Consider the following 12,534-nt stretch of genomic DNA (forward strand, 5'->3'; position numbering starts at 1 on the left):
GGTTCACGCCACGTAAAAGGGCGACGGGTTCGCATGACATCGAACCCGTCGCCCTTCGCGCATCGATCGAACCCGAACCGCGCGCTTACTGCCCCAGCGCACTCATCAGCCTGACCCGGCTCAGCGTTTCCTCGGTGCGCGCCTGTGCGAGCGAATCCTCGGCCGCGAGCAGCGCACGCTGCACTTCCAGCGTATCGATGAACGCCGATTCGCCGCTGCGCCACGACCGGTTGATCTGCGTGTACGCACCCCGCGCATTCGATACCGCGCGCTCGAGGCGCTCGGTCCGGCCGTGATTTCGGGCGGTCGCGGCCACCGATGTCTCGACGTCGCCGACGGCCGTCAGCACGGTCGTGCGATAGGCGGCGAGCGCCTGGTCGGCCTGCGCGCGCCGCAACGCGACGACGCTGCGGCGCCGGCCGCCGTCGAACAGCGGCGCGCTCGCGCCGGCGCCGGCCATCCATGCGAGCGAACGCGCGAGCGACGCGCCCGAGAAACCGTCGATCGCCGCACCGATCACGCCGATCAGTTGCAGGTGCGGCTTCAGGTCGGCCTCGGCGACGCCGATGCGCGCATAGGCCGCGACGACGCGTGCCTCGGCCGCGCGCACGTCGGGCCGCCGGCGCAGCAGGTCGGCCGGCGTGCCGATGCCCGGCGCGGCGGCGGTCCACACCGGCTCGGGCGCGGGCGGGTCGAGCCGCGCATAGATGTCCTGCGGTGTCGACGCGGTGATGATCGACAGCTGGTGGATCGCGGCCTGCCGCTGCAGTTGCAGCGCAGGCAGCTCGGCCAGCGTCGTTTCCGTCTGCGCGGCGGCGCGGTCGACGTCGGCGATCGGCACGACGCCCGCGTCGAACAGGCGCCGTGTCGATTCCTCGGTGCCGCGCTGGCTCAACGCGTTGGCCTCGACCAGCGCGAGCCGCTGTTCGAGGCCGCGCACCGTCACGTAGGTGCGCACGGTTTCGTCGATCGTCGCGATCCGCACGGCCGCCGCATCGTTTTGCGCGGATGCGATATCCGCGTCGGCTGCCGACACACCCTGGCGGATGCGGCCGAAGATGTCGATTTCCCATGCGAGGCTCGCATTCAGGTCGAACGCGTTGCCGGTCGTCGGCGTATCGGTCGGGAACGCCTGCGATGCGGACAGCCGCTGACGGCTGGCACCGGCATTCAGGTCGACGGACGGAAACCATTGCGACGCCGCGCCGATCCGTACCGCGCGGGCCGCGTCGATGCGTGCGACGGCCGCCTGCAGGTCGAGGTTGTTCGCGAGCGCGGTGTCGACCAGCCGGTCCAGGATCGGGTCGTGGAAGCCATGCCACCACGCACCGGTGTCGGCGGCCGGGCCGCCGGCCGCGAGATCCGCGTTCGCATAGGTCGCGGCCAGCGGCGGCGGGGTGACGGTGGCGACCGGCGCGCTCGTGCACGCGGTCAGGACGGCCGCCGCGGACAGCGCGGCCACGAGTCGAACGAACTTCATTGCACAGCCTCCGTCGCGACGGCTGCGACAGCGGTCTTGCGCATCGCGAGCCGGCGAACCATCACATAGAACACGGGCGTAAACAGCAGCCCGAAGAACGTCACCCCGATCATCCCGAAGAACACCGCCGCGCCGACGGCCTGGCGCATTTCCGCGCCCGCGCCTTCGGAGATCACGAGCGGCAGCACGCCGAGGATGAACGCGAGCGACGTCATCACGATCGGGCGCAGCCGCTGCACGCATGCCTCGACGACGGCCTCGACGAGCTCGGTGCCGTCGGCCTCCAGCTGCCTGGCAACCTCGACGATCAGGATCGCGTTTTTCGCGGCGAGCCCGACCAGCACGATGAAGCCGATCTGCGTGAGGATGTTCACGTCCTGGCCGAGCGCGCGTACGCCGAGCGAGGCGGCCAGCAGGCACATCGGCACGATCAGCAGGATCGAGACGGGCAGGCTCCAGCTGCCGTACTGCGCGGCGAGCACCAGGTAGACGAGCAGCACGCACAGCGGGAACACGAGCAGCCCCGTGTTGCCGGCCGTGGTCTGCTGATACGACAGATCGGTCCACTCGAACGAAATGCCGGGCGGCAGCACCTGCTTCGCCAGCGTCTCCATCGTCTTGATTGCAAAGCCCGAGCCGAGGCCCGGCGCGGTATCGCCGTTGATTTCGGTGGCCGGATACAGGTTGTAGCGCGGTGCGCGATCGACGCCGAGCATGTCGTCGATGCGCGTCACGCTGCCGATCGGCACCATCTCGCCGTCGCGGTTGCGCACCTTCAGCCGCGCGAGATCCGACGCGCCGACGCGGAACGGCAGGTCCGCCTGCGCGGTCACGCGATAGGTGCGCCCGACGATGTTGAAGTCGTTGATATAGGTCGAACCGAAATACGTCTCGACCGCATCGTTGATCGCCTGGCTCGGCACGCCGAGCATCTCGGCCTTCTCGCGGTCGAGTTCGACGTGCACCTGCGGGCTCGTCGCGGAGTAGGGCGTGTAGACGCCGACCATGCCGGGCGTGCGGTTCGCGGCCGCGACGAGATCCTGCGTGGCCTTCGCGAGCGCGGCGGTGCCGAGGCCGTTGCGGTCTTCGAGCCGCATCGCGAAGCCGCCCGTGCTGCCGAGGCCCTGCACCGGCGGCGGCATCGCGACCACGATCGACGCTTCGGTGATGGTCGCGAGCCGCTTGCGCATCTCGGCGGCGATCGTATCGATCGTCAGGCCGCGCGCCTTGCGTTCCGGCCAGGGCTGGAACACCGGGAACAGGCCGGCGCTGTTCGCCGAGTTCGTGCCGGTCGCCGCGTTGACGCCGGAGAACACCGGTACGCGCGCGACCCCGGGCACCGACAGCGCGATGTCCTCGATCTTGCGGGCGACCGCGCTGGTGCGTTCGAGCGTCGCGCCGTCGGGCATCCGCACGAGCACGACGAGGTAGCCGCGATCCTGCGCGGGAATGAAGCCCTTCGGGCTCGATACGAGCAGGTAGCCGGTCGCGGCGATCAGTACCACGTACAGTGCGGTCATGGCGGGGATGATCCGGACGACTTTCCGGACCAGCCGGCCATACGCATCGGACAGGCGCTGGAACAGGCGGTTGAACGCGTTCGAGAAGCGTCGCGCGACGCGCAGCGCCGGCGCGAACAGCGTGGCGATGCGTGATGTCGGCGCGGGTGCGTCATGGTCGCCCGCGTGCGCTTTCAGCATCATCGCCGACAGCGCGGGCGCGAGCGTCACCGACGTGAAGAACGAGATCGCGGTCGACACGGCGATCGTCACGCCGAACTGGCGGAAGAACTGGCCCGAGATGCCGGGAATGAACGAGGTCGGCACGAACACCGCACACAGCACGAGCGTGATCGCGAACAGCGCGCCGCCGACTTCCTTCATCGTCAGCAGCGTCGCGTCGCGTGGCCCGGCGCCGGCCGCCAGGTGCCGCTCGACGTTCTCGACCACGACGATCGCGTTGTCGACGACGATCCCCACCGCGAGCACGAGGCCGAACAGCGTCAGGTTGTTGATCGAATAGCCGAGCACGGCCATCGCCGCGAACGTGCCGACGAGCGACACCGGAATCGACAGGATCGGGATGATCGACGGCCGCCAGCCCTGCAGGAACAGCAGCACGACGAACACGACGAGCACGACGGCTTCGTAGATCGTCTTGACGAGTTCGTGGATGCTGTCGCCGATGAACGCGGTCGGGTTGTAGCCGATGTTGTAGACGATGCCCTTCGGGAAGTCGCGGGACAGTTCGGCCATCTTCTTCTCGACCGCGGCCATCGTCGCGACCGCGTTCGCGCCGGGCTGCTGCAGCACCTGCAGCGCGATCGTCGGATGGCGCAGCATGTAGCTGTCGGTCGCATACGCGAGCGCGCCGACTTCGACGCGAGCCACGTCCTTCAGCCGCACGAGCCTGCCGTCCTTGCCCTGCTTGACGACGATGTCGCTGAAATCCTCGGGGCGCTTGAGCCGCCCCTCGAAGACCAGGTTCGGCTGGAACGCCTGGTTCGCGATCGGCGCCTGCGCGACCACGCCGCCCGCGAGCTGCGTGTTCTGCGAACGTACCGCGGCGATCAGGTCGGCCGGGCTCAGGCCGAACGACGCGACGCGCTCGGGGTCGAGCCAGATGCGCATCGAGTATTCGCGCGCGCCGAGCGCGTTGATGTCGCCTACGCCTTCGATCCGCTTGAGCACGTCGGCGACGTTGCGGATCGCATAGTTCGATACGTACAGCGGATCGTAGCGCTGGTCCGGCGAGTACAGGAAGATCGTGCCGAGCTGCGTCGGCGACGACTTGCGTACCGACACGCCGCTGCGCTGCACGGGCTCGGGCAGGCGCGGCGTCGCGAGCGCGACGCGGTTCTGCACGAGCACCTGCGCCTTGTCGACGTCGGTGCCGGGCTTGAACGTCACGGTGATGTTCAGGCTGCCGTCGGACGTCGCCTGGCTGTACATGTACAGCATGTCTTCCACGCCGTTCACTTCCAGTTCGATCGGCGTCGACACCGTTTGCGAGACCGTTTCCGCGGAGGCGCCCGGATAGGTCGCCTGGATCACGACGGTCGGCGGCGCGATGTCCGGATACTCGGATACCGCGAGCGAGAAATAGGCCAGCGCGCCCGCGATCGTCAGCACGATCGACAGGACGATCGCGAGCACCGGCTGCTGGACGGACAGGCGGCCGAGGTTCATTGCGCGCTCCCGGTCGTGCCGCTCGCCGCGCGGGCCACCGCGGCCGCTTCGATCGCGCGCGGCACGGCCTTGACCTTGTCGCCGGCCTGCACGCGCTGGAAGCCGTCGACGATCACGGTATCGCCCGCGTTCAGCCCCGCGTCGATCTCGCGCAGGTTGCCGTACAGGCGGCCGGGCGTCACCGGGCGGATCGCGACGGTGCCGTTCGCGTCGACGAAGTACAGCACGCGGCGCGTCGCATCGGTCGCGACCGCCGCATCCGGCACGAGCAGCGCAGGGTGCGCGACGCGGCTCGACAGATACACGCGGCCGAACTGGCCAGGGCTCAGGCGCCGGTCCGGATTCGCGACGCGCGCACGCTGGCGCAGCGTGCCGGTCGAGTCGTCGAGACGGTTGTCGACGAAATCCATCGTCCCCGTGAGCGACGGCTGCACGTCGCCCGGCAGCGCGATCGCGACCTGCCGCGACGACGCGTTGCCGCCGCTTTTCCGTGCTTCGCGCGTATAGCGCAGGTAGCTTTCCTCGTCGACGTCGAAGTAGATGTCGATCGGGTCCTGCGACACGATCGTCGTCAGCACGGTCGCGTCGCTGTCGCCGCCTTTCACGAGATTGCCCTCGCTCACGAGTTTGCGGCTGATGCGGCCGGACATCGGCGCGACGATGCGCGTGAACGACAGGTCGAGCCGCGCGCGTTCGAGTGCGCCTTGCGCGCTGGTCACCTCGGCCTGCGCGCTTTGCACCGCCTGCCTGCGCTGGTCGTAGAGGCTCTGCGCGATCGTGTCGGTCTTGATCAGGATGCTCGCGCGCTCGAAATCCTGCCGGCTCAGCTTCAGCTGCGACTGCGCACGTTCGAGCGCGCCCTGCGCGGCGGTGACGGCCGCCTGGTACGGGCGCGGGTCGATGACGAACAGCAGGTCGCCCTTGCGGACGGTCGCGCCGTCCTGGAACGCGACCTTGTCGAGATAGCCGCTCACGCGCGGGCGCACGTCGACGGTGTCGACCGCCTCGAAGCGGCCGGTGTAGACGTCGACGTCGTTGACGTCGCGCGCGACGGGCGCGCTGACGATCACGCTCGGCGTCGCGGCCGGAGCCTTGTCGTCCGACTGGCAGCCGGACAACGCGAAGAGCGCGGCCAGCGGAACGGCGGCCAGCGCGGCCGATCGCGCGATGCGCTTCAATCCTGGATATCGGTTCATATGCGTACGAGATGTCGAGTGGGGCGCGTGGCGCCTGACGGTGCGAAGTATCGTGCGCGGCGCGCGCCGGATAAACGGATGAAGCGGCATAAGAACTTGTACTGCGCAGTCACGAATCGCTGCCTGCGGCGGCCACGGGCGAGCCGGTTTCGCGAAGCAGGGCGACGGAGTGCAAGGGCAGCGACGACGCGCGGCCCGAATGCCTGTTCAGGCGATTCGGGCCGGCCATGCGGAGGGGATGGACGAGCGGTTGCGCGTATCGAAAGGCGTGCTCGCTTGCACGCCGACGCGACTCAATGACCGCGATAGATCGAGTTGCGGCCGTTGATCATCATCGCACGGCCGGATTCGCCGGTCGTGCGGGCTTCGCTGCCGTAACCGGTGTTGTCCGCGGTCGGGGCGGCGTTCGGGGCGGATTGCGCGACGGTGTTTTCACGCACACGCTGTTCGGCGGCGAGGATCGCGGCCGGGTACTGGTTGTGATCCAGCGCGGGGGTGTAGCCGACGGCCGCGAGACGGGCCATCTCGGCCTTCACTTCGGCGCGGGTCAGCTGATGGTCGGCTTGTTGCGCGAACGACAGCGCCGGTGCGGAAAGGATCAGTGCGGCAAGGGTGGAAGAAACGAGCGTTTTCATCGTGGGTACCTGTCTGGTTGAGTGAGCCGCAACCACCGTCGACCACGTCGATGTCGTTGCGAGTGCAGTCAATATAGGTACGCCGGCATCCGGGAAAAACGGCCGCCGCGCCAAATCATTTTTGATCCTGCGTCACGAATCGAACGTGGATTCGGTCGGTAGCCTTGCCGGCCGGGCGTCTCGGCCGAACAGGGCGCCGGAGCCGGTGATCGAAACAGGCCGCAAATCCCCGTATCAGACCTAGCGGGACTCAAGTGTGTCGAATTCCGTCTTGGACAGACTTAACCCGTCTCCCTAGACTGAACTCGCTTTCCTTTACTCCCTGGAGAAAATCATGAGTCTCAAAGACAAGCTGCCCGGCAACAAGATCCTCGGTTTCGGTACGGCGCCCCTCGGCAACATGTTCCGCAACATCCCCGACGCGGAAGCCGCGGCCACCGTTGAAGCGGCATGGCAACACGGCATCCGTTATTTCGACTCGGCCCCGTTCTACGGCGCAGGCCTCGCGGAAATCCGCCTCGGCGACGCGCTGGCGCACCATCCGCGTGACGAATACGTGCTGAGCACGAAGGTCGGCCGCGTGATCCTCGACGAAATCGAGGACGTGTCGGCGCGCGATCTCGGCGAAAAGGGCGGCCTGTTCGAACACGGCCGGCCGAACCGCATCGTCAACGACTACACGGCCGACGCGACACTGCGCTCGATCGAGGACAGCCTGAAGCGCCTGCGCACCGACCGCCTCGATATCGTGTGGGTGCACGACATCGCGCAGGATTTCTACGGCGACGAATGGCTCGCGCAATTCGAAGTGGCGCGCAAGGGCGCGTTTCGCGTACTGAGCAAGTTGCGCGAGGAAGGCGTGATCAACGCATGGGGCCTCGGTGTGAACCGCGTCGAACCGATCGAACTGGTGCTCGACCTCGCCGAACCGCAACCCGACGGCATGCTGCTGGCCGGCCGCTACACGCTGCTCGATCACGAACGCGCGCTGCAGCGCGTGATGCCGGCGGCGGCCGCGCAGAACGTCGGGATCGTCGTCGGCGGCCCGTACAGCTCGGGCGTGCTCGCGGGCGGCACGCACTTCGAATACCAGAAGGCGTCGCCGGAAATTCTCGCGAAGGTCGACCGGATCAAGGCGATCGCCGCGCGCTACGACGTGCCGATCAAGGCCGCCGCGCTGCAGTTTTCGATGTCGCATCCGGCCACCGTCGCGGTGATTCCGGGCGCGAGCCGTCCGGAGCGGATCACGGAAGACCAGGCGGCGCTGAACGTGGCGATTCCGGCCGACTTCTGGCGCGACATGCGTGAACAAGGTCTGATTGCGGCCAATGCGCCGCTGCCGACCGATCGTTGATCCTGAAAGGTGATGACATGGCACAGGCCCATGCAGGTATCGAGATCGCGGCTTCGGCCGACACGGTCTGGCAACTGATCGGCGGCTTCGGCGCACTGCCCGACTGGCTGTCGTACATTCCGGCCAGCGAACTGAGCGAAGGCGGGCGCGTGCGGCGTCTCGCGAACCCGGCGGGCGACGCGATCGTCGAGCGGCTGGTCGCGTTCGACGAAGCGGAACGCAGCTATACGTACGCGATTCTCGAAGCACCGTTCCCGGTCGTGAACTATCGCTCCACGCTGCGCGTGCGCGAGAACGGCCCGAACGCATCGAAGGTCGAGTGGTCGGGCACGTTCACGCCGCACGGCGCGACCGACGACGAAACCGTCCGGCTGTTCCGCGGGATTTACGAAGACGGCCTCGCGGAACTGGCGAAGCGCTTCGCGGCGGCTTAACGGCGGCACGTCGCATCGTGCGATGGGAGTCGGGCTTTCCGGCTCCGGCCACGCCTTCGCCGCGGGTTTCGACCCGCTGCGAAGGCGTTGGCGCGTCAGCGCGGTTTTACGCCGGCTGGCCGCCGCCATCGGCGTGCAGTTCGTCGATCAGCAGCCGCGCGCCGGGCGAAATCGGCGCTCCCTTGCGGGTGACGAGCTCGTACGGCTCGCTGCGCGAACCGATCCTGAGCGGCAGGATGCGCGTCATGTCGTGCCGCGCGAAGAATTCGGCGACGTCGATCGACACCAGCGCGACGAACGACGGATTGCCCTGCAGCAGCGCGAGCGTCGCGAACGCCGACGTCGTTTCGAGCAGGTGCGGAGGAAAGCGAAGGTCGGCTTCGAGGAATTCGCGCTCGAGCAGCAGCCGCATCGGCATGTTCGCGCGATACACGACCCATCGGTATTCGGCGAGGTCGCGCAACGCGAGCTTCTTCGCGCCCTTGAGCGGATGCCGCACGTTCGCGACCACCGCGAGCGTCTCGTCCTGCAGTTTCACGCTGTCGTAGAGCTGCGGCGTGCGGCTGATCGTCGTGCGGCAGATCGCGAGGTCGAGCCGGCCCGCGTCGATCTCGCTCAGCAGCGCCTCGCTGGTGTCCTCGACGATCTCGACGGACATCTCCGGATGGCGCGCGACGAGCGTCGAGATCGCATCGGTCAGCCGCGGCACCGCGCCCATGATCACGCCGACGCTCACGCGTCCGCCATGCCCGCGCAGGATGCCGACGATTTCCTCGCGCAGATGCGCGAGATCCGTATGAATCAGCCGCGCGTAGCGGATCACGCAATCGCCGACCTCGGTCGGTTCGAGCCCGCGGTTGGTGCGATTGAACAGCGGTGTGCCGAAGGTCGTCTCGATCTCCTGCAGCGCCTTGCTCGCACCCGGCTGCGTGAGCGCAACCTGCTGCGCGGCCTTCAGCAGCGAGCCCTGGTCGGCGAGGGCGATCAGCAGGCGCAGCTGCTTCAGGTGAAGGCGGGAAATGATCGAGTGAAGCGGCGGGGTCATGGGTGTGACGAAAAGTTATACCGGTATCACATCCCGTCGATTGTCGCGATGGCGGCGATTCTTTATGCTGGCCCGTCGAGCCTTTTATCAAGCCGTTTTTTGGATGTGTGAACCGGAAGGCCGCCGGCGTGCGGCGGAAAACGGGCGCACTCACTATAACTTGAACTTATTGCCGTGTCGATTGTGGTCGCGCCTGGGCGACCCGCGTCGGACGTCAGGAGCGAAGCACGTATGGATCTGAACATCGAAGGCCGCTGGGCGCTGGTCTGCGCGGCCAGCAAGGGGCTGGGCAAGGGTTGCGCGCAGGCGCTCGTCGCCGAGGGCGTGAACGCCGTGATCACCGCGCGCGGCAGTGACGCGCTCGAGGCGGCCGCCCGCGAATTGCGCGCGCTGAACCCGGCCGTCACGGTGGTGGCGGTGGCCGGTGACATCACGACGGGCGCGGGTCGCGCGGCGGCGCTCGCGGCCGCGCCGCACATCGACATCCTCGTGAACAATGCGGGCGGCCCACTGCCGGGCGACTTCCGCGAATGGACGCGCGACGACTGGATCGCCGCGCTCGACGCGAACATGCTGACCGCGATCGAGCTGATCAAGGCGACCGTCGACGGGATGACCGAGCGCGGCTTCGGGCGCATCGTCAACATCACGTCGAGCGCCGTGAAAGCGCCGATCGATGTGCTCGGCCTGTCGAACGGCGCACGCACGGGGCTGACCGGTTTCATCGCGGGCATCGCGCGGCAGAAGCGTATCGCGGCGCGTAACGTGACGATCAACAACCTGCTGCCGGGGCTGTTCGATACCGACCGTCTGAAGAAGGCGACCGAAGCGTCGGCTCGGGCGGAAGGCACGGACTACGAAGCGACCCGCGAAGCGAAGCGCCGCAACGTGCCGGCCGGGCGTTTCGGCACGGCCGACGAATTCGGCGCGGTCTGCGCCTTCCTGTGCAGTGCGCACGCGGGCTATCTGACCGGACAGAACGTGCTGCTCGACGGCGGCGCGTATCCGGGCACGTTCTGATACCCGCGCGGTCGTCGCGGGATGCCCGGGCCGCGCGATGTGCCCGGGCACGGCCCGCCTGCGTTATTTGATCACCAGCGGATTGACCGGTGCGTGGCCGATGTCCACCTGCAGCGTGAAGGTCCGGTCCTGGCGCACGGCGGCGATGCCGGGCATCACCTGTTCGGATTGCAGATAGTTCAGCGCGCCGGCTTCATCGTCGAGGCCCCATTTGCCCCAGTTGGTCGGCAGGCCGTCGAGCAGGCGCCTGACGTCGGGGCCGTTGGCCGGTTTTTGCACACACATGATCGTCTCCATCGTCGTGGCCGACGTGAACTCGGGGCAGTTTGCCGTGTGGATATTCGACGTCGGACGGGCGCGTCCGGTGCGGCGCGTCGCGGGCCAGTATAAGAATCGTGCCGCGTATCCGGTATTGAGAGCCGCTCATAGCGCTATGAAAAGCTGTCATGCGCGAAGTATTGACGCGGGTCGGGCGGGTTTGAAACCATCGTGGTCACTCGTGGCGGCGCCGCATTCGCGTCGACGCCAACGCATTCAGTCGATTGATCCACACAGGAAACGGAAATGAACATCGCAGGCAACTTGCTGATCGGTCAGCGCGCGCGGCGCGGCACCCAGGGCGTCACGTATGCGATCGACGCGGCGAGCGGCGAACGCATGGAGCCCGCGTTCGGCGGTGCGACCGTCGTCGATCTCGACGAAGCATGCGCGCTGGCCTGGGCGGCCTTCGACGCGTATCGCGAGACCTCGCCCGAAGCACGCGCGCGGTTTCTCGAAGCGATCGCGGCCAACATCCTCGCGCTCGGCGATGCGCTGGTCGAGCGCTGCGTCGCCGAATCGGGCCTGCCTCGCGCGCGGGTCGAAGGCGAGCGCGGCCGCACGATCGGCCAGTTGCGCATGTTCGCCGACGTGGTGCGCGCGGGCGACTACCTCGAAGCGCGCATCGATCCGGCGCAACCGGAACGCCAGCCGGCGCCGCGTCCCGATTTGCGCCTGCGTCATATCGGCATCGGCCCGGTCGCGGTATTCGGCGCGAGCAACTTCCCGCTCGCATTTTCGGTGGCGGGCGGTGATACGGCGTCCGCGCTCGCGGCCGGCTGCCCGGTGATCGTGAAGGCGCACTCGGCGCACCCCGGCACGTCGGAACTCGTCGGGATGGCCGTGCAGCAGGCCGTGAACGCGTGCGGGATGCCGGAAGGCACGTTCTCGCTGCTGTTCGGCAGCGGCCGCGAAATCGGTCAGGGGCTCGTGCGCGACCGCCGCATCAAGGCGGTCGGCTTCACCGGTTCGCGCCATGCCGGGACCGAGCTGATCGCGATCGCGAATGCGCGTCCCGAGCCGATCCCCGTCTATGCGGAGATGAGCAGCATCAACCCCGTGCTGTTGTTCCCGCATGCGCTGGAGCAGCGCGGCGAGGCGATCGCGCAGGCGTTCGTGCAGTCGTTGACGCTCGGCGCGGGCCAGTTCTGCACGAACCCGGGGCTGATCTTCGCGGTGGAGGGGCCGGCGCTCGAACGCTTCATCGCGGCGGCGGCCGAGCGGCTCGCGCAGGCGCCGGCCGCCACGATGCTCACGCCGGGTATTCACCAGGCGTTCGAACGCGCGGTCGCGGCGTTCGCGCAGCATCCGCAGGTGCAGACCCTCGCGCGCGCGAACGCGCCGACCGGTGCGAACCAGGGGCAGGGCGCGCTGTTCGTGACGAGCGCCGATGCGTTCCGCGAATCGAAGGCATTGCACGAGGAGATTTTTGGCGCGGCGTCGCTGATCGTCCGGTGCCCGGACCTGAAGACGATGCTCGCGCTGATCGAGTCGCTGGAAGGGCAACTGACGGCGGCGATCCATCTCGACGAAGCCGATTACGCGGACGCGCGCACGTTCCTGCCGGCGCTGGAGCGGCGTGCGGGCCGCGTGCTGGTCAACGGCTTTGGCACCGGCGTCGAGGTCGCGCATGCGATGGTGCACGGCGGCCCGTATCCGTCCACCGCGGACGGGCGCTCGACGTCGGTCGGCAGTCTCGCGATCCGCCGTTTCCTGCGGCCGGTCAGCTATCAGGACATGCCGGATGCGCTGCTTCCCGATGCATTGCGAACGAGCAATCCATGGGCGCTCAACCGCCTGTTCGACGGCAAGGTCACGCTCGCGAAGTAAGCGGCGCGCGAGGGGCAAGCGGGGCGCCGCGATG

Annotated in this window: 10 protein-coding genes; 4 read left to right on the forward strand and 6 right to left on the reverse strand. The window is 68.0% G+C overall.

Going from position 1 to position 12,534, the window contains the following annotated elements; all coding sequences use genetic code 11:
• Positions 1-85 precede the first annotated feature (85 nt).
• The 4 genes from AP428_RS30945 to AP428_RS30960 all read right to left on the reverse strand — a co-directional run bounded on the left by AP428_RS30945 (position 86) and on the right by AP428_RS30960 (position 6,499).
• Positions 86-1,480: an efflux transporter outer membrane subunit gene (locus AP428_RS30945; protein ID WP_054928549.1), complete on the reverse strand. Its 1,395-nt coding sequence runs from the start codon at positions 1,478-1,480 to the stop codon at positions 86-88.
• Positions 1,477-4,668 (reverse strand): efflux RND transporter permease subunit, encoded by a 3,192-nt coding sequence (locus AP428_RS30950; protein ID WP_054928550.1) that lies wholly within the window; start codon positions 4,666-4,668, stop codon positions 1,477-1,479. Before AP428_RS30950 ends, AP428_RS30945 begins: the two co-directional genes overlap by 4 nt.
• Complete coding sequence (locus AP428_RS30955) at positions 4,665-5,864, reverse strand: efflux RND transporter periplasmic adaptor subunit (RefSeq protein ID WP_054928551.1); 1,200 nt, start codon at positions 5,862-5,864, stop codon at positions 4,665-4,667. The genes AP428_RS30950 and AP428_RS30955 overlap by 4 nt, the downstream gene beginning before the upstream one ends.
• 293 nt (positions 5,865-6,157) lie before the next feature.
• On the reverse strand, positions 6,158-6,499 hold the full coding sequence (locus tag AP428_RS30960; protein WP_054928552.1) for a DUF4148 domain-containing protein: 342 nt from the start codon (positions 6,497-6,499) through the stop codon (positions 6,158-6,160).
• Between the two features lie 334 nt (positions 6,500-6,833).
• On the opposite strand from AP428_RS30960, the gene AP428_RS30965 reads away from it, so the two are divergent.
• Entirely contained in the window at positions 6,834-7,853 is a 1,020-nt protein-coding gene (locus AP428_RS30965; protein WP_054928553.1) for an aldo/keto reductase, read from the forward strand.
• Positions 7,854-7,870: 17 nt separating this feature from the next.
• The gene (locus AP428_RS30970) at positions 7,871-8,287 is read left to right on the forward strand and encodes an SRPBCC family protein (RefSeq protein ID WP_011549251.1); all 417 of its coding nucleotides are present in this window, start codon (positions 7,871-7,873) and stop codon (positions 8,285-8,287) included.
• Positions 8,288-8,393: 106 nt separating this feature from the next.
• Here the strand turns inward: AP428_RS30970 and AP428_RS30975 are convergent, their stop codons facing one another.
• Positions 8,394-9,332: a LysR family transcriptional regulator gene (locus AP428_RS30975; RefSeq protein WP_054928554.1), complete on the reverse strand. Its 939-nt coding sequence runs from the start codon at positions 9,330-9,332 to the stop codon at positions 8,394-8,396.
• 231 nt (positions 9,333-9,563) lie between these two features.
• Between AP428_RS30975 and AP428_RS30980 the strand changes: the two genes are divergently transcribed.
• A complete protein-coding gene (locus AP428_RS30980; RefSeq protein WP_054928555.1) occupies positions 9,564-10,352 on the forward strand; it encodes an SDR family oxidoreductase in 789 nt (262 codons plus the stop codon).
• 63 nt (positions 10,353-10,415) lie between these two features.
• On the opposite strand, the gene AP428_RS30985 is transcribed toward AP428_RS30980, so the two are convergent.
• Positions 10,416-10,637: a hypothetical protein gene (locus AP428_RS30985; RefSeq protein ID WP_231691724.1), complete on the reverse strand. Its 222-nt coding sequence runs from the start codon at positions 10,635-10,637 to the stop codon at positions 10,416-10,418.
• 279 nt (positions 10,638-10,916) lie between these two features.
• Between AP428_RS30985 and AP428_RS30990 the strand changes: the two genes are divergently transcribed.
• The gene (locus AP428_RS30990; RefSeq protein WP_054928557.1) at positions 10,917-12,500 is read left to right on the forward strand and encodes an aldehyde dehydrogenase (NADP(+)); all 1,584 of its coding nucleotides are present in this window, start codon (positions 10,917-10,919) and stop codon (positions 12,498-12,500) included.
• Positions 12,501-12,534: the final 34 nt, after the last annotated feature.

This window comes from Burkholderia sp. E168m22 (assembly GCF_001319805.1).
Taxonomy (GTDB): domain Bacteria; phylum Pseudomonadota; class Gammaproteobacteria; order Burkholderiales; family Burkholderiaceae; genus Burkholderia; species Burkholderia orbicola.

What these genes read in the sequence shown, in the direction of transcription:
- AP428_RS30970 (WP_011549251.1), top strand. Translation starts at nt 7,871, where the DNA reads ATGGCACAGGCCCATGCAGGTATCGAGATCGCGGCTTCGGCCGACACG.
- AP428_RS30975 (WP_054928554.1), bottom strand. Translation starts at nt 9,332, where the DNA reads ATGACCCCGCCGCTTCACTCGATCATTTCCCGCCTTCACCTGAAGCAG.
- AP428_RS30955 (WP_054928551.1), bottom strand. Translation starts at nt 5,864, where the DNA reads ATGAACCGATATCCAGGATTGAAGCGCATCGCGCGATCGGCCGCGCTG.
- AP428_RS30985 (WP_231691724.1), bottom strand. Translation starts at nt 10,637, where the DNA reads ATGTGTGTGCAAAAACCGGCCAACGGCCCCGACGTCAGGCGCCTGCTC.
- AP428_RS30990 (WP_054928557.1), top strand. Translation starts at nt 10,917, where the DNA reads ATGAACATCGCAGGCAACTTGCTGATCGGTCAGCGCGCGCGGCGCGGC.
- AP428_RS30950 (WP_054928550.1), bottom strand. Translation starts at nt 4,668, where the DNA reads ATGAACCTCGGCCGCCTGTCCGTCCAGCAGCCGGTGCTCGCGATCGTC.
- AP428_RS30945 (WP_054928549.1), bottom strand. Translation starts at nt 1,480, where the DNA reads ATGAAGTTCGTTCGACTCGTGGCCGCGCTGTCCGCGGCGGCCGTCCTG.
- AP428_RS30960 (WP_054928552.1), bottom strand. Translation starts at nt 6,499, where the DNA reads ATGAAAACGCTCGTTTCTTCCACCCTTGCCGCACTGATCCTTTCCGCA.
- AP428_RS30980 (WP_054928555.1), top strand. Translation starts at nt 9,564, where the DNA reads ATGGATCTGAACATCGAAGGCCGCTGGGCGCTGGTCTGCGCGGCCAGC.
- AP428_RS30965 (WP_054928553.1), top strand. Translation starts at nt 6,834, where the DNA reads ATGAGTCTCAAAGACAAGCTGCCCGGCAACAAGATCCTCGGTTTCGGT.